The following is a 16,054-nucleotide window of genomic DNA, read 5'->3' on the forward strand; positions in this document are numbered from 1 at the left end:
TATGCTTTAGTGACCTGTAAGCCAATTTTTTATTATAAGGAGGTGTAAATGTGCTTTTATCACTAGAGCAAATTTTAAGGGTAGTAGCAAAAAGCAAAGGCATATCTAATTCTAAAAAGTGGATAGAAGATAGATTGAACCATGCGGAAATATCCTCTAACTACTACAACTACATACATCTAAAGTCCAATAAGCGAATGTGGTTTGGGGTAAGGGATGCAAAATTTGAGTGTCAACCTTTCATCTTGTTTAGAGAGTACGAAAACAATGATTCCCTTGAAATCGTAAAAGAGTTTGAGTTGTTTACTTTTACTTCCTTTCAAGATAAAACGTTTCTTGAGCTGCTAAAGGATTCGTATGAAATCCATTATGACATTATAATGGATTTCAGAGTTTTCTTTGAGACTCAACCTGTAATGTTTGATATGAGGGGTCCTGATGGTAAGCGGATAAAGCTGAAGGAATACAACGATTTGGATGAGGGCTTTACTATTTTAACAAATCTGTATCAGCTCACCGTACAAGGGTTGGACAAGGTATTTTATTTCTGCAGCAGAGACCTTTTGGAGATACAAATAATTAATCTCCGTAGTTTCAATCAAGGGGTCAATATAGAGAAGTCATCTGAATCTCGTGAAGTCTATTTGACAGATAATATGGTAGTCATGCTGTCTGAGAAAAGACAACATTTTGAACTAAGCAGAACAAAAGAAGGGTTTGAAGTTACTTGGTCATAAAAAGGAATCTTATTACTCTTTTAAATCTTTATATCACAAATATAGGGGGAGGCATTAATGCCTCCCCCTATATTTGATAATAAGGCTATTCATAGTAAGACTTGGACAAACATGTGTGAAAATAATCAACATGATAATTTAAAAATTGGACACTTAAATCTATATTAAGTAAAAGAAGGTGATGTATTTGAGAGAGTATGATAATGAACTAATAAATAACAATATAGAAAACTTTAAGAATTTAAGCTTAAAACCTAATGATGTTGATATTTATTTTGATATGGACAATACACTTTGTTTATTTTCTCCTTTTGGAGATGTAGAGTCAAGCTGTAGGGTAATGTATCAAAAGGGTTTTTATAGAGAATTGTTATGTTTCCCTGAGGCTCCTTCAGTTCTGTATAACTTACAAGGTATAGGGTTTAATGTAAAAATCTTATCTTCTTGTATAGACAGTCCATACTGTAGACCTGAAAAACTATCTTGGATAAATTATCACCTACCTTTTGTAGAAGATAAAAATATCTTGTTGCTGCCTGTGGGACAATCTAAATCAAATTTAATCCCAAACCCAGAGCGGTCTATTTTGGTAGATGACTACCATGCGAATATTACAGATATCTATAAGCATGGGGGTATAGGAGTTAAAAAGACATTCTCAGGAAAAGAAAGACCAATCCCACAGGTTTCAAGTTTGGTGGATATTTTTAGTGTTTTACATAATTTAAATTGTTTATAAAAAATATGGAGAAAGGAAGTGTTCTAATATGAAGTATATAGTAGAGTGTCGATTGAGAAATGGGTTTAATGTGCATGCTATTGTGAATGAAACTGTACCTAATAATGCAGTAAAAAAAGCTTGTAATTATGTTAAAAATATAGGTAGAGAGTATGCAGTAATACCGGAAGATTGTTCTGTTCAGAAGTGGGATACAAAAAATGACAATAACACAGCAAGTAACAGACTGTTTGATTATTACGTAGTAGACATGATGGGGCAAGTATATACAGGGTCTATTAAAGGGCATGGTATAAAAACGGCTTATAATAATCTAATAAATAAGCAAAAAGTAAATTACAAAGTTGTAGTTTTAATGGATGGTGTACAAAATAAAAAGATGCGAAAGCAACGTGGTGAAAAGAGTACTTTAAAAGCCAAAGATGTTTTAAAAAGCAAAGGACAAACTGTAGCAGTTTTTAGTAAGGCTATGGAAAAATCTGAATCTATACAAGGGGTTCCTATTTTAAGGGAAGTTTCTCTAATGTTTAGCATGGTGGTAGATTATATGCAAGGTAAGTACAAAGAGGTTCCTCTTGGCACAATTATTGGCATTACTGCTGCTGTAATTTATTTTGTTTCCCCAGTAGACGTAATACCAGATTTTATTCCAGTTATAGGACAGGCAGATGATGTAGCTGTTATTACATGGGCAATAAAGCATGCTCGTAAAGATTTAGAAGCATATGCAGAATGGAAGAACAATCAAAAGACCAGTGCATAAAAGAGTTTAAAAGTATATAATATAAAATAGGTGAAGGAATTTTCCTTCACCTATTTTATATTATATGACCTTATTCTTTTGCTTTCTTTTCAGCGGCAGCCTTGAGAGCTTCGGCAATTTCTTCCGGTGTTAGGCTACCCTTCACCTCGTCCAGTGCAGCCTTAATTGCAGCATTTTTGCTGACTCTTGCTTTAGGATTAAGAGCAGCTTCCTTTTTAGCCTTTAGAGAAGCAATATTCTCTTCGTGCTTTGCAATTTTAGCATCGAGGTCAGCAACGATTTCTTCTGTGCTTCTGCGAACACCTTTAGCCATAATAGTATCTCCTTTTCACTACTTAAACGTATGGAACCTTGTAGGTTGTTGGGTTGCAGGTTTTTTGCTGTTCTTATAATAGCATTCAAGTTTTAAGAAGTAAAGACGTTTTAAATAGAAAAAACGTAAGTAGAAGGGAAAATATAATATTTAGAAGTTTTGTTCTATGCATGTTCTATCAAATAAAGAAAAGGAGGATATTATTTTTTCAAAAGCCTAAGATTTGAATTGTCATACTAAATAGGGTCGTGTATAATCGACACATACAATAGGGAGGTTTATTTATGTACTTAAAGGATGTTGTAGAGAAGTTGGAGAATGAAATAGGATTTAGAAGTCTTGAGAGTAATCTTCGTATGGGGGCATCAGGTTATGATTTAGTTATTTACACAGGTAATCTTGAACCTTTTAAAGATGTTGAAGAAGATATTAGTAAATTTAGTTTAGAGGATTATCCTTTTGTGATACACACTTTATATAAGGGTAGTAAAAATCATAATTTTGTGTTTTGTGAAGAACTTAATCAAACAGGTGTATTGAGTTACCTTATAAATTTATACACCCAAGAGGATGATTTAGAGGAATTTTCTGTGTATTTTAAAGGGTACAGAATCACCTATCTAATAGACCTACATAGTACTAAACATAATGGTGAGGTTAGTATATCTGAATCAGGGTATATTCACAAAGGTGTAGTAAAAGATAGAAAAGTAATTGACCAAGAAAACAACTTACGGTTTGGTGATTATATTTTACAAGACTTTGCGGAAAGAGTTAAACGAGGTAGGATAAAAGATTTAAATATCCAACCTACAGATTTCAAAGTAGTAAATTTTTGTATCAATAGGGTCTTACAAGTGGTACAATTTGAGGAAAATGTAAATAACCACACAGATATAGAGGGTAAACCTACTTTCTTCTTAACTATATCTGAAGCCGGTGAGTTTATCTTAGAACAGTATAAGATAAATCCTGATTTAAAACTGGCTGTCATTGCTTGTGAAACAATCATGGAAATCAAGTTTGTTGATGAGAAAATTGTTTGGCCTATTGATTTGGCCAAATATTTCAAACCACTAAAGAATTAATCAAACAAAACAATTCAATAAAAAGTTTTCAAAAGGTAGTTAGTGTTGAAATAACAACACTAACTACCTTTTTTCTGTTTTGAAAACAGACATGTAAGAAAGTTTTTGAAACAGTGTTTAAAAATTTGAGGGACTTACTTCTATATTAAATTATAAGACAAAGAAAGGATGTGTCTCAAATGGAAAAAGAATTAAGATTACGTGAAGTTATTGAAGATTATATGAAAGTTAGAGAAGAAAAGCTAAAGCTACTTGCAGAAGTGGCTTGGAATAGAGGGTACACAACAAAGGAAATGTACACTGAGTTAGAGATGAATGGTATTACAGATGAAGATAAATTAGTAGTGTTCAAAGCATTTTCAGCTTTGGCAAAATATGAGGAGGTAGTTTAATATGGGTCGTTTAAGTTATAAAGATGCAGAAGCATTGGTTAATGAAATCAAGGGTTATGGTGTCAATTTACAATTACAGTACGGTTCAGGTGTTTATGCTTTAAATGGAGCAGTTAGTAGAGGTTTTAGAAGTAGTGCTGAGATTTGCAGTTTCTTAGATGGTATGGTAACTGTTTTAAGAAAAATGAAATAAGAAGATTATTAGGGTAAGGGGGTAGAGATTTATGGTTCGTATAACTCGTGGCAACATAGAAAAACTTTTAAGTGAATTGGAAAATCATAATTTGTATTATAGCATTATGAGTTGTAATACAGCAGAAGGGTTTATTTTATCAGGAAGGGTTGTAGATGGTTTCAAAGCACCTACCCACCTTACTCTAAACCCACAAACCAATAGTGGTTTGCAAGGGTCCTTTCTAACAGTATTGCAGTTTAAAAACATAGGTGAAATGTACTGCTACATAGAGGGTATGTTAACAATTTTAAGAAATATGAGATAAGAAATTATATAAATATGGAGGTATATATATTATGAAATATATAATAGGTCTGGAAAACTCAGAAGGTAAAAAAGTAATAGGTATAACTGACGTGTTAAACGAGAATGAAACAGAAGTAGGTAAACAAGTGTTGAATATTGCTAACTCTATGGTTAAACAAGGAGAGAGTTGGGTTTTATCCTCAGCAAGTAAGTATAAAGTGACGTCAATAAAATCCGAAAATTCAAAAAAGATTAAAATTATGGAGGGTAATAAAAACTATGGGTTTTTAGTCATTGGTGATTCTTTTAAAACATTTGAAGATAAAGTATTAAGTGTTGCTGGGGAAAAGTCTGCTTATAACTCTGTTATGAGATACTTAGCACCCAGTAGGTCACAACCATTACTGGGTATTTTGATTTATTTAATAGATTCAAGTCAAGCAAAACATTCAAACAACGAAAAGTCAAAAGTTGATAAGCAAGGGAATGTGTTATTAACTATAAGAGAAGCAATAAATGAAAAAAGAATTAGTCTAATGGAGTTTTACAATACTTTGTATGATATGGGTTTAGCACAAGTTGATGATGTTAAAAAAACAGAAACAGTTTATTTATTTGCAAGAAGTTCAATGAACAAAGGTACACCATATACTCACGTATCAGAAGCACTAAAAGGCAACTCTGTTGATTTATGGAGATATAATTTTATGGATGCTATGAGTATACCAGAACCAATTGAAACAAAAGAGGATTTAGCATCTATTCTTTGTTTAGATGAAAACGATTATAAAAAGAAGGAAATCTTCAACGTATATAGATAAAGAAAGAGGGTTTTAATATGTATAAATTTAGAATAACAGGTATGGAAAAGATGGGGAGAAAGAATATCTACTGTGTTAATGAAATAGGTACAGTAAATAACAAATTCATAAATACCCAAGATTTAAAAACAATCATTGAGAAAAATCAAGTATCTAATGCTGTTTTAAAGGGTGATAAGATTGTAGAAGTTCCTGATACCGTAGAGTATTGCAAATACTTAATTGCATATTTAAATGATAACTCTACTGTTTTTGTTGATGTTTTAAAAGTATCTTCAGACAAAACAAAAAGATATATAAAGTTTTATACTGTAAAAGGTGATGATATAACAGGGTACATAGGGAGATTCTTATCCAGAGTAGATGGTGTGAAACTAAATGAAAGCATGACCTTAACAGTAAGTGGTGTGGGTATGGATATGATTTATTATGTACTTAATAAAGTGAATCAAGAAGCTAAAGCCTGTGGTGCCGGTGAAATTATAAATGCTAATCGTTATGAGATAACAAAATAAAGAGAAGGGACCTATCCTTTTCCCCTGAATAAATTTGGAGGTGAGAAAAGTGTTATATGTAGTAGATATAGAAAATCGTATGTACTTATTGTTAAATACAGTGAATATGGAAACAAAAATGGTATCTGAAAAAAGTCTTTTTGACCTTTTAAATAAAGGTACAAATATAGAAAATGTAAAAATTGCAAACAACACCATAAAAGGTACTCGTGGTGATTTAAAAAGATATAATGGTATTCCCGTAGTTTTATATAAACTTGAGGATGACCTTAAAAACAGTCGTGGGTACAAAGTTTTTATAGAGGGTAAAGTGAAAGATTTGTCAGTTCAAGAAACTATAAACTTAGGTTTGCAGTGTGGTTTAGCAAATGCAAAAGTGGTGACAAACACTAGTAAGTCGTATATCTCTTGTATAGGTGGTAGTTTCCCTATAAAGACTGTCAGAAATGAAAGGGTTGAGTACTCTCGTATAATCGTGGAGTTGATAAGAAAACCGTCTAAAACAGAGGGTCTTATTACTCTGACAGATATAGAGGGTAAAATGAGTCGTAAAAAATTTACTGTAAAAGATGCAACCCCAGGAACTTATTTTGATGGTGTCATATTGGGCAAAGTTTTTAATAATTTCTTAAAGTATAAATTATATGACATAATTGAAGGTAGATACAATCCAAAGGGTAAGTACAGCCAGAAGGGTAAAAAGCCAGCAGGGGTTGTGATTGCGAAAACAGCTTATTTCAAAGAGGGTCTATCACATTCCGAGTATCACGAGATTGCTGATTATTTGGGTATTACTTTGGAAAAGTTGTTGGAAAGACAAAACTCGTGTGTTTATCAGATAAAGATATAGAAAATAAGTCATCCTAAAAGGATGACTTATTTTCATTTACACATGTAATAAAAAAGTTTGGACACATTCGGTTAAGTTCGGAGACATTCGGCAAAATTGGGACATGTGATTCTATATTAAGTATAAGAACAAAGAAATTTTAAAATAGAAAGAAGGTTTTTTATATGTATAACAAAGATAAGTTAAATAATTTGGGTATGAAAGTGACTTATATGAAAGTAAAAACCGAGGGTAAGAGAAGAATGAGTGTAGAGGAAAGAGAAAAAATAAATGCTAATATTACTTTTGTTGTCGAAAGCATAACAGACCTATTGAATGACAATGAAGTAGAGTTAGAAACTAAAAAACAATTAGCAAACAACACAAGAAAGCAGATAGTCCTAATAAATAAAGTTTTAGATAATTTAGAGAAAGTAATTAGTATAGCAAAGCAAAATATTGATTAAAATGCAATCTTATTAATATAGTTTTGGACGAGAAGTAGTTAATGGACACTAAAAGTTGGAAAAAGAGAAAATTTTAAGGAGTGTTCAAGCTATGAGATTGACAGAAAGAATGAGTACCGAGGGTTATTTAAAGAATATTAGGAAAGATTTTAAAAAAGGTACTGTGCTTCAAAATATATTAGAAAATTCGGATTTTACAACTGTTGAGGAAGCAAAGCAAGCAAATCCAGAGTTTGTTAAAGCAGCAGTAGATTATATAAAGTATGCTGAAAGGTTAACACAACAAGGGTATACACCAGCACAGACAGGTAAGGTAACAGATTCTTCTGAGGAAAGAAAAGCATTGCAAAAGGCTTTTACCTTAGATACTACAGATAAAGTCAAAATGTTCTATCCAGAGTGGTACCTAACAGCTCATGAGTTGTTTATTTATCACCTACTTGAAGCAGTGTTTGATGCTTCCTTATTAGTGGAGCAAGGTGCAGCAAGACGTTTTGAAGAAACTGCAACCTTGTATAAGAGTTTCTATACAGTAAAGGAGATTGAGGGTTGGACGTTTGCTTACTATGACAGAACAATCTTATTTATAGATTTAAATAAGGGTCGTATTTCAACAGCATCTAACAGAGCAGTAAGAGATAAGATAGGTGATTCGGGTATTAAAGGTTTTAAAAGGACAACAGAACAAGGTAAAGTGGTTTATTCCGTAGTATTGGAAGACGGTCAAGTTATTAGCTTAATGAAGGACCAAAAATTATCTACTTCTATATGGTCTCAATGCCACACCCTTAAAGACAGTAAAAAAGAGTATTATCAGATTTGCTTGAAACCAAGGGTAAGTGACGAAGAACCGATGGTTCAATTCCCTGCTCATATGATTTTACTGTTGGCTCAATTTGGTATAAATACAGTAAAGCACATGTTATCAAAAGATGGTCTTACCACTTGTGACCATGTTGATATGACGGGTAATAGAAACACTTTGAGTAATCTTGAAATTACAACAAGAAAAGACAATAAACTTCGTGCTTGCTCTAAAGACCCAATTACAAAGCAAATAGTCAGTTCCTATAATCTTGCAGACTTTTGGCAACATATAGAGCAGTCATTTAATTTAAATAAAATTGATGTCAAGATAAAGAGAGAAAACATGTTAGATTATTGGGGTCAGGTTTTGAAAGAGCAAACCGTAGAAGAAATATTAAAGGTATCGTAATAAAATATATTGGGAGAAGAGGGTTCAAAATGTTTACATTTTCATTAAATACAATCAACTCAGCAGATAAGGTAAAACAAGTAGTAAAGTTAATTCAGGACTTAAACCAATATAATTCTGAATCCTTAACAGATGCTTACTTAAACATAATGGTGGGAGATAGAAAAGATTCTGATTCAGATATAACCTTAGAAGGGTTTCACAATGCAAAAGTAAGGAATCAAGAAGCTGACAAAGCAAAGAGCAAAGAAATAACATTGGAGGATAATGGTGAATCAGACTATATCACAGATACAAACCTTGTAGATTCTTATGACTTTGAAAAAGAAATTATGTTAAAGGTAGACTTATCTTATTTTGTAGAAACATTCTTAGATATAAGAGAACATGTCTTTTTTGAGCATGGTTTTGACCTTTGGAGATTGTTTGTATTGTCCTGTAAAGGGGATAAAGCAGCTCAAAGCAAACTAAGAATTCTGATAGATAACTTGAATCTAAAAGACTTTTTCTGGAACTTCTGTAGTAGTTTAAGCTATAAAAAGGCAGTAGAAGAAATATTGGGGTCTTGAGGGTTCTTTGATGTTACGGTATCATCTCAGAAAACAAAAGGAGCTGATACAGTGGGTTTTACAAGATTAGAGTCTATAAAAAAGATATACAAGCCTGGAGACAGGTTGGAGTTGATACATATGGAAGATTCCTATGCTGTGCCTGCAGGTACACATGGAACAGTTACAGGTGTGGACGATGCAGGTAATGTCTTAATGCAGTGGGATAATGGCAGCACCTTATCTTTCCTACCAGGAATAGATACTTGTAAAAGGCTAGGTAAATAAAGGATAACGGTTAAAAGGTTTGGTGGTTGTAAAAGATTATCAAACCTTTTTTATAAAAATCTGAATACACATATAAACAAAAAAATTTGTGGACACATATCAGTAAGAAATACATGTAGCCTTATAACCCCTTCAGTTTAAAATATATTAAGTAAAGGAGGGGGTTATAATGAAGAAAAAAGGTAAAAAGAAAACCGTATCAGCCAATCTGAATGTAGATGAATATATAGAGCTTATAATTTACCTAGAAGAAAGAAATCAAACAATTTCTGAATTTTGTGTAATGGCTTTGGGTGCTCTAATCAAAGATAAAGATAAAAAAATTGTTAAAAGTGAACTAAACAAACGACGTTTGAAATGCAGGAAGATAATGGTTAGGGTATCCGACTATATACACAGTTTAGTTAAAGAGATAGCAAGTGATAATGACTGTAGTATATCGGATGTAGTTAAACAAGCTATAAAAGATAGTATGGGCAAGTAAAATAAATATGGAAAAAGGGGTCGTTCAATATGAAAAAGACAGTGTTCAGTCTGATAATAATTTTTGTAATATTAGTAGGGGTTATATATAATCTTTCCCCACTTAAAACAAATGTAATTGTATCTGGTTCTATGGAGCCTGTTTTAATGACAAATTCGCTAGTTTTCACAAATACAGATATAAGTTTTGATGATATAGAAAAAGGTGACATTATTTGCTATAATAACGTAAATATTGAAAGAAATATCATGCATCGTGTTTATCAGGTTTCGTATATAGATGGGGAAAAAATAATAATGACAAAAGGTGATAATTTAGGAGCACCTGACCCTTGGACCGTAAAAGAATCAGATTATAAGGGTAAAATTGTAGGTGGTATTAATATTGTAAAACCATTGTTAGATTGTTTATATGGAAATGTTTTAGAATTAAATACCACAGAGTTACGTATAAAAGTATTTGCTATGTCAGCTATTTTAGTCGGGTTGTGTACTGTTGGAATTATAAGTTTTAAAAAGAGAAATGGAGGGTTTAAATATGAGAGCAAGTAATGAAATATGTGTGGAATTTACACATGGTAGAAAATCTAAATGTAAAACAGAGTTTAAGGGTGTGGTGAGCAAGGTCCTATTGAGTGCTTTGGTAATGTCTGTAGCTGTGGGTAGTTTATCGGTAAATGCTTATGCAGCCGAGATTACTAACACAAATGTAAACACAGGGGTTATATACAGTGAAAATTATATGTCGGTTAGTGAAGCTGTTACAGCTTTAAGAAATACCATAGAAGCAATAGAATTTCTAAAGTCCGAAGGAATGGTAACAGATGAGTCCTTACAGAGTTTAGCTGTCTGTGTGGATAGCCTACAAAAGGTTGCAAATGAGGGTACAACAGAAATTGAGAGCCTTTTAACTAGAGCAGAGACTGTAATAAAAGATGTTAAATCGTCTGAAACAGCAAAAGTTCAGATAGCAATAGATTTAGCAAGAGATGGTTTGTTTGGAACGTCCATTGAGGTTCAAAATGCACAGGCTACAAAATCATTCCCTGATGTATTAACAACAGATTGGTTTTATAAAACAGTAACAGAGCTAGTTGGTATGGGTGCAATTAATGGTTATACTGATGGAACATTTGGACCAAAGAAGAATATAAGCTATGCAGAATACTTAACGATTTTAATTAAAACTACAGAGCCTGATGGTGATTATACAGCCTCTCCGGGTGATACGTGGTATACAGGTACAGTAAAGGCAGCCTATGAATCAAATATCTTAAAGAATGGTGAAATTACAGATTTTACACAACCTATCACTCGTGGTGATGCTGCAAAATTTACAGAAAGAGCAGTACAACAGATTTTGGGTGAAAGTTCTTTAGATACCACAAATATTGAAAATCTAATAAAGGATTATTCTGTAATTCAAGGTACATCGAATGAGTATTATATACTTCAGCAATATGCAAAAGGTATTGTAGTAGGTAATACTGAGGGTAAATTTAATCCTAATTCTAAGTTAACAAGAGCTGAAGCATCTACAATCATATTAAGAACTGTGAAGCCTGAGGGTCGTAGGGATATGTCTAAGGTAGAGATACCAGGAGCAATTGTAGTAGATAATGAGTTGGTTATCACAGAGGGTGCTTATGCAGGTCGTATGAGAACAAACCCTTCAACAGAGTATGATTTACAAGCATTACAATCAGCTAGGTTTTACAGAGAGGGTGGTAAGTTGTATGTTAGTATAGACCTTCCCACCTTACCTGAGGGTTTTAAATGGAATTGGGGAGTAGGGGCTTACACTAAAGATGGTGAGTATGTGTTTTCAACCTATACTCAAGATACAGAGGGTAAGGTAGGAAAACAGGTTGTTAATGTTTTCAGTGAGTATGAAGATAAGACTATTAATGATATAAACGTAACCACTTTATCTGTATCAGTAATAAATAATGAAAGACAGTCTATGGTTTCTCATAAACTTTCAACAGATGCAAAGGGTCAAGTTTTAAGACAATCAAGTGTTTCAACTTCTGATGCATCTTGGGAGAAGTTTGATACAGGCAATATTTTTAAATGGTAATATAAAAAGTTAAAGAAACGAAAACCAAAGTTCAGGAAAAGAAAAGACAAATTAATAAGGTTAACAATCGTACCTTATTAGAGTCTATCTATTTTCCTGAACTTTTTATTTTATAAAGGAGGTAATCAAATGGGTAATTTTAAAGATAAAATCATATCAGGGGTTTTGACAACAGCAATGCTTTTTTCAATGTTTCTTGGGGTTGTTCCTCCTGTATATGCAGCAGATAATAACTTGAGTAATGTTAAGATATATGCTGAAAAGACACAATCCCAAATTAAATCAACTGGTCTTACAAGAGTATCCAATGGAGTTCAAAGTGACTGGGCTATAGAATTATGGCACTATTCGGGTGGATATTGGGGCAATAATTCTGTTAGAATAAAGGACAGTGACTGGAAAAAAACATCAGGTGGAGTGGCTGATTTACATACAGCCTTGACCTTAGAAAAACAAGATTTTACGTATAATGTTGCTAAAGGTAGTGATTTAGAAAAAGCTATTGCAGAAGGAAAAAATGTCTATGTAAATATAGGTTCTGGTGATAGTTCAATCAAGCTCTCGTCTTTGTACGAAATAGAAACAAGGTATAATACTATAACTGAAACTGAGGAAATGATAACAAACCAAGATGGTTCTTTATTAACAACAGATGCTACAGCAAAAGTTGTAAAAGAGAATGGACAGTATGTTATAAAGGTTTCTATGAAACCTAAATTAAACTACTACACAGAAGACGAATTAAGTTATAAGCAAAATTATAGAATAGCTTTAAACAAATGGGTTCCTTTTGTAGCTAATGGTTTTGGATATCAGGTTTATTCTATATTTGGTGGGGGTTTTAATGCTGGTTATGCTGTAGGTTGGGTAAATCAAAAAGACCCTTATAGTTTAGAGGGTATGCCAGCCGGTCGTATACATCCTTCTTTTATAACAAGCCCCGATGGTCATATGAAAGCAGGGCATACTTTGACGGTAGCTGGTAAAAGTGTTGATTCTGGAAAAGTAAGAATTGGAGATTATACATTTAGAAATGCTGGTGCCGTGGGTATGAGATTTATCTTCCCTGTTTCTCTTGATATTTATGTTGAGGGTGGTGGGGCTCAGGTCGTAGCTTCTTACTTAAAGAGAGTAGGCTTTAATGCAGACGGTTCCCCTATTCTGCAACAAATTAAAACAGAAACAACAGATGCAGAACTGGATGAGAAAGGTGCTGTAAAGGTTGAGAATGTAAAAGAAATACCTGAGGGTACCGCCTATTTAAACGATGTTTTGACAAGTCCTAAAAACCTTTCTGAACAGGTACAAAGTTTAGATTGGACGAAAGATTTACCCAAAACAACACAGGAACAAATAAATGCAAATGCAGAAGATATTTGGAGTTATAATTTAAGCATTCGCACAGGTTTGTTGAAGCATATTGAAGATTTAACAGAAATGAAAAATTCCAATGAGTATACTCAACTTAAGGATTTGAAGGATGAGTTTACAAGGCTTTTATCAGAGTATAATGCTACAACAGATATGCAGGAAAAATCCACTTTGATGTTTAAGATAAATAGTATTTTTGCACAACTAATACAACTATCAGGTTACGAAAATCCTTTAAATAAAACTAATGCTTCAACTCTGAAAACTACCAAAACAGCAGGGATTACAAACGTAGCTTCATCCGAAGAGATTATAAAAAAAGCAATATATTTGGATGACTTAGATGCTATTTACCTATATCCTTTAGATGAAAGACCAACAGAGTTTATAGGGGAAGATGCTTTTGAAATAGAAAATAGAAAAAGTGCAGATTTAATAGATAGTTTTGAGGTTCAAAATCATAAAGCTTCTGTTGGAGATAATGTAACAATAGAAGGTACAGCAGATAAAACAACATTATACCTTCGTTATATTGTGATTCCTGAGAGAAAAATAAAAACATTTGTGGACGTATATAAAAATGGTGTTTATGCAACTACAGAGGTTACAATAGAGAGTTTACCTGTTGCTGAATCCAATGACAGTAAAGTAGAAATCCCTATTGTTGAGGGTGCTGAATTGATTAAATGGGGTTCTTCAAAAGAATTGCCTTTATTAGAGCAAATGCCTACAAATCCTTTAAAGCAAGGTACTACTTTAGAACCTATAAGTTTAGATGATGATGAAAACTTGTACGTTAATTGGAGAAAAGACCTTACTGTATCGACACCAGTAACAGATGAAAAATTAAGAGTGGAACAATGGAGATTAAGTAAGTACACAGCAAACTTAGGTTGGTTAAGTCAGGCATATATGGGGCTAAACCTAAAAACTGATGCTGGTCATGCTACTTCTACTTTAAGTCCTGCAGGTTCTTATAGTTACAAAACTATAAATCCAAATAATCAATATACAGATAAGAATTATAATCCTGCTAATGACAACTATAATAATTATCTTCATAGTAAGGCTTTAACACAGGGTTCATATAATGTTACACATAATAATCCTTCTGCTACTGTGGATGTGACAGGTTCTTTGAATCTTATTAAAGGTACAAACACTTTTGGTCTAAAGGCAGCAAGTTGGATAACTGACAGTGGAACTAAAATGGGTTTAAACTTACATAATATTGAGACAGCAAATTTACCTTCTACTTATGATGGGCAAGCAACAGTTCAAAAGTCAGATTTGTTGAGTTATGGTATAGAAAATATTCAGACCTTTAATCACAATTATGGTGTGTATTATCATTATACTTGCCATCACAAAGATTACAGTCATGACGTTTGTGCATGCTATACCTTACCAGAATCCAGAAGTCCTAAGGATTCAAGAATTACTTATTTGACAGCAGATTACAAGATAGATTCTACATTTGATAGATATATAGCAAAATCTTCTGACAAATTAGTTGCTGCACCTAATGTAACAACTGAGAATGGTAAAACCACGATTGCATATCAAATAAACGACACTTTAAAGGTATATCCAGAAATAGCAATGTTATTTGATAATGATAAAGGTGATTCCTCAATTAAATGGGTAATTGGAGAACAAGCAAGAGAAATTAACCCTGTAATTTACCACACTATGCAGTTTAAACTTTTTGTAGATGAAAATAGCATTATTTCTAACTATGCAACAGATAGCAGAGCAACAACAGCAGCAAGAAAATTAGGTGAAGCTAATAAGCAAGTTGCTTATAAAGGTTCTCCTGTAAATACCACCTTTAGTGTAAAAAGAAGTGAAGATAGTACAGACAAAGGTATTTTAACTGTAAAGACTTATGCCCTAGATTTAAACACAAATAAGAATGGTGTAAATGTAAAAACTGCTTGGGGAGCTGATTCTTATAATCCTTTAGCTATACACAATAAATTTGTATCAGCATGGAGTGGTTTCAAGGGTACTTCCACAGAAAGATTAGAAATACAGTCTGCAAGCCTTTATACAGGAGCAAACAAAACTCAGTCCGTATCTTTAAACACTAAGACATATGGTGGTCAATCTGTAACAACCTTTACTCATGAATTAATAGTTCGTGGTGGAGTAGTTATAGGTGTGAGAGTACAGGACAAAGAAAACAACTCCTATTCAGTTGTAAGTGTTGAAGCTTTAAAAACAAAGGATGCTAACCTTTACGAAGCTTTAGTGGGTATGAAGCTAGTAGGTTCTAAACAAGACACAGTTTTAAAGGGGTTTGAGCATCAAACCGGCGCACAATTAACCGAGGATAAGTTTATAACCTTAGCAAATCAGGCAAAACAAAATGTTGATGGTTTGGCATCAAATAATCTTGGTATAGGTAAAGGTTGGTATAGTGAGGATACTACTGTACTAGTGGTAAAGGAGTATATTACGAACTATGAGGTTCCAAGTATTGCTTACTCAGACAAAATTTCTTTATCCGTAAAAGGTTTGGAATCTCCAATAAATAAGAATGATTTCTTTAGTGTGTTGGGTAAAGGACATACCTATATAAACTATACTTTCAACAGTTTGGATTTAAGTTCAATTAATTCAGGTTTGAAAGGAAGTCAAAAAGTTTTCTTTGAGCACAGCAGTCGAACCGGAACTCTATTTGGGAAAATAAACACAGATTACCTAGTGGGTAATGTTTCTGTTACAGATACCACACGAATAAATTAAGTTGTAAAGTCAGCATTTTTAAAATGCTGACTTTATTTTGTGGACACATATCAACAAAAAAATAACATGTATAAAAATATGAACAACTAAAAGAAGAAAAAGAACTGCAGAAAGAAATATATTAAATCGTAAGTGAAAAAAACTTATAAAAATATGGAGAAAGGAGATGAAT

19 protein-coding genes are annotated in these 16,054 nt (G+C 32.8%); 18 read left to right on the forward strand and 1 reads right to left on the reverse strand.

Annotated features, from left to right (window positions below):
- Positions 1 to 50: 50 nt before the first annotated feature.
- The 3 genes from U5921_RS11715 (at position 51) to U5921_RS11725 (ending at position 2,239) form a co-directional block, all read left to right on the forward strand.
- Entirely contained in the window at positions 51 to 737 is a 687-nt protein-coding gene (locus U5921_RS11715) for a hypothetical protein (protein ID WP_324823550.1), read from the forward strand.
- 187 nt (positions 738 to 924) lie between these two features.
- Positions 925 to 1,476, forward strand: coding sequence for a 5' nucleotidase, NT5C type (locus U5921_RS11720; protein ID WP_324823552.1), 552 nt, complete (start codon positions 925 to 927; stop codon positions 1,474 to 1,476).
- A 28-nt stretch (positions 1,477 to 1,504) separates the two neighbouring features.
- Positions 1,505 to 2,239, forward strand: a complete 735-nt coding sequence (locus U5921_RS11725) for a YkvA family protein (RefSeq protein WP_324823554.1) — start codon at positions 1,505 to 1,507, stop codon at positions 2,237 to 2,239.
- 70 nt (positions 2,240 to 2,309) lie between these two features.
- Here U5921_RS11725 and U5921_RS11730 read toward each other — a convergent pair whose 3' ends face one another.
- Entirely contained in the window at positions 2,310 to 2,552 is a 243-nt protein-coding gene (locus U5921_RS11730; protein WP_324823556.1) for a hypothetical protein, read from the reverse strand.
- Positions 2,553 to 2,836: 284 nt separating this feature from the next.
- Here U5921_RS11730 and U5921_RS11735 point away from each other — a divergent pair, with 284 nt between their 5' ends.
- From U5921_RS11735 to U5921_RS11805, 15 genes are all read left to right on the forward strand, one after another.
- Positions 2,837 to 3,640 carry a hypothetical protein gene (locus U5921_RS11735; protein WP_324823558.1) on the forward strand — a complete coding sequence of 268 codons (804 nt, stop codon included), beginning with the start codon at positions 2,837 to 2,839 and terminating at the stop codon, positions 3,638 to 3,640.
- 179 nt (positions 3,641 to 3,819) lie between these two features.
- Complete coding sequence (locus tag U5921_RS11740) at positions 3,820 to 4,032, forward strand: hypothetical protein (protein WP_324823561.1); 213 nt, start codon at positions 3,820 to 3,822, stop codon at positions 4,030 to 4,032.
- 1 nt (position 4,033) lies between these two features.
- Positions 4,034 to 4,225, forward strand: coding sequence for a hypothetical protein (locus U5921_RS11745; protein WP_324823563.1), 192 nt, complete (start codon positions 4,034 to 4,036; stop codon positions 4,223 to 4,225).
- A gap of 31 nt (positions 4,226 to 4,256) precedes the next feature.
- Positions 4,257 to 4,532, forward strand: coding sequence for a hypothetical protein (locus U5921_RS11750; RefSeq protein ID WP_324823564.1), 276 nt, complete (start codon positions 4,257 to 4,259; stop codon positions 4,530 to 4,532).
- 31 nt (positions 4,533 to 4,563) lie between these two features.
- Positions 4,564 to 5,334: a hypothetical protein gene (locus U5921_RS11755; protein ID WP_324823566.1), complete on the forward strand. Its 771-nt coding sequence runs from the start codon at positions 4,564 to 4,566 to the stop codon at positions 5,332 to 5,334.
- A 17-nt stretch (positions 5,335 to 5,351) separates the two neighbouring features.
- On the forward strand, positions 5,352 to 5,849 hold the full coding sequence (locus U5921_RS11760) for a hypothetical protein (RefSeq protein WP_324823568.1): 498 nt from the start codon (positions 5,352 to 5,354) through the stop codon (positions 5,847 to 5,849).
- Positions 5,850 to 5,898: 49 nt separating this feature from the next.
- On the forward strand, positions 5,899 to 6,699 hold the full coding sequence (locus U5921_RS11765) for a hypothetical protein (protein WP_324823571.1): 801 nt from the start codon (positions 5,899 to 5,901) through the stop codon (positions 6,697 to 6,699).
- Between the two features lie 164 nt (positions 6,700 to 6,863).
- Complete coding sequence (locus U5921_RS11770) at positions 6,864 to 7,145, forward strand: hypothetical protein (RefSeq protein ID WP_324823573.1); 282 nt, start codon at positions 6,864 to 6,866, stop codon at positions 7,143 to 7,145.
- Between the two features lie 91 nt (positions 7,146 to 7,236).
- Positions 7,237 to 8,361, forward strand: a complete 1,125-nt coding sequence (locus U5921_RS11775; protein ID WP_324823575.1) for a hypothetical protein — start codon at positions 7,237 to 7,239, stop codon at positions 8,359 to 8,361.
- Positions 8,362 to 8,390: 29 nt separating this feature from the next.
- Complete coding sequence (locus tag U5921_RS11780; RefSeq protein WP_324823577.1) at positions 8,391 to 8,930, forward strand: hypothetical protein; 540 nt, start codon at positions 8,391 to 8,393, stop codon at positions 8,928 to 8,930.
- 51 nt (positions 8,931 to 8,981) lie between these two features.
- Positions 8,982 to 9,197, forward strand: a complete 216-nt coding sequence (locus tag U5921_RS11785) for a DUF4314 domain-containing protein (RefSeq protein WP_324823579.1) — start codon at positions 8,982 to 8,984, stop codon at positions 9,195 to 9,197.
- A gap of 169 nt (positions 9,198 to 9,366) precedes the next feature.
- Positions 9,367 to 9,681: a hypothetical protein gene (locus U5921_RS11790; RefSeq protein ID WP_324823582.1), complete on the forward strand. Its 315-nt coding sequence runs from the start codon at positions 9,367 to 9,369 to the stop codon at positions 9,679 to 9,681.
- Between the two features lie 29 nt (positions 9,682 to 9,710).
- The gene (locus U5921_RS11795; RefSeq protein WP_324823584.1) at positions 9,711 to 10,232 is read left to right on the forward strand and encodes a signal peptidase I; all 522 of its coding nucleotides are present in this window, start codon (positions 9,711 to 9,713) and stop codon (positions 10,230 to 10,232) included.
- On the forward strand, positions 10,219 to 11,760 hold the full coding sequence (locus U5921_RS11800; protein ID WP_324823586.1) for an S-layer homology domain-containing protein: 1,542 nt from the start codon (positions 10,219 to 10,221) through the stop codon (positions 11,758 to 11,760). Before U5921_RS11795 ends, U5921_RS11800 begins: the two co-directional genes overlap by 14 nt.
- Before the next feature lie 129 nt (positions 11,761 to 11,889).
- The gene (locus tag U5921_RS11805) at positions 11,890 to 15,882 is read left to right on the forward strand and encodes a hypothetical protein (protein WP_324823588.1); all 3,993 of its coding nucleotides are present in this window, start codon (positions 11,890 to 11,892) and stop codon (positions 15,880 to 15,882) included.
- Positions 15,883 to 16,054 lie beyond the last annotated feature (172 nt).

The sequence above is a fragment of the Sinanaerobacter sp. ZZT-01 genome, assembly GCF_035621135.1.
Taxonomy (GTDB): domain Bacteria; phylum Bacillota; class Clostridia; order Peptostreptococcales; family Anaerovoracaceae; genus IOR16.

Excerpts from the sequence above, each read along its gene's own strand:
- U5921_RS11800 (WP_324823586.1), top strand. The coding sequence starts at position 10,219 with ATGAGAGCAAGTAATGAAATATGTGTGGAATTTACACATGGTAGAAAA.
- U5921_RS11745 (WP_324823563.1), top strand. The coding sequence starts at position 4,034 with ATGGGTCGTTTAAGTTATAAAGATGCAGAAGCATTGGTTAATGAAATC.
- U5921_RS11805 (WP_324823588.1), top strand. The coding sequence starts at position 11,890 with ATGGGTAATTTTAAAGATAAAATCATATCAGGGGTTTTGACAACAGCA.
- U5921_RS11750 (WP_324823564.1), top strand. The coding sequence starts at position 4,257 with ATGGTTCGTATAACTCGTGGCAACATAGAAAAACTTTTAAGTGAATTG.
- U5921_RS11770 (WP_324823573.1), top strand. The coding sequence starts at position 6,864 with ATGTATAACAAAGATAAGTTAAATAATTTGGGTATGAAAGTGACTTAT.
- U5921_RS11790 (WP_324823582.1), top strand. The coding sequence starts at position 9,367 with ATGAAGAAAAAAGGTAAAAAGAAAACCGTATCAGCCAATCTGAATGTA.
- U5921_RS11735 (WP_324823558.1), top strand. The coding sequence starts at position 2,837 with ATGTACTTAAAGGATGTTGTAGAGAAGTTGGAGAATGAAATAGGATTT.
- U5921_RS11725 (WP_324823554.1), top strand. The coding sequence starts at position 1,505 with ATGAAGTATATAGTAGAGTGTCGATTGAGAAATGGGTTTAATGTGCAT.
- U5921_RS11760 (WP_324823568.1), top strand. The coding sequence starts at position 5,352 with ATGTATAAATTTAGAATAACAGGTATGGAAAAGATGGGGAGAAAGAAT.
- U5921_RS11795 (WP_324823584.1), top strand. The coding sequence starts at position 9,711 with ATGAAAAAGACAGTGTTCAGTCTGATAATAATTTTTGTAATATTAGTA.
- U5921_RS11755 (WP_324823566.1), top strand. The coding sequence starts at position 4,564 with ATGAAATATATAATAGGTCTGGAAAACTCAGAAGGTAAAAAAGTAATA.
- U5921_RS11780 (WP_324823577.1), top strand. The coding sequence starts at position 8,391 with ATGTTTACATTTTCATTAAATACAATCAACTCAGCAGATAAGGTAAAA.
- U5921_RS11730 (WP_324823556.1), bottom strand. The coding sequence starts at position 2,552 with ATGGCTAAAGGTGTTCGCAGAAGCACAGAAGAAATCGTTGCTGACCTC.
- U5921_RS11775 (WP_324823575.1), top strand. The coding sequence starts at position 7,237 with ATGAGATTGACAGAAAGAATGAGTACCGAGGGTTATTTAAAGAATATT.
- U5921_RS11740 (WP_324823561.1), top strand. The coding sequence starts at position 3,820 with ATGGAAAAAGAATTAAGATTACGTGAAGTTATTGAAGATTATATGAAA.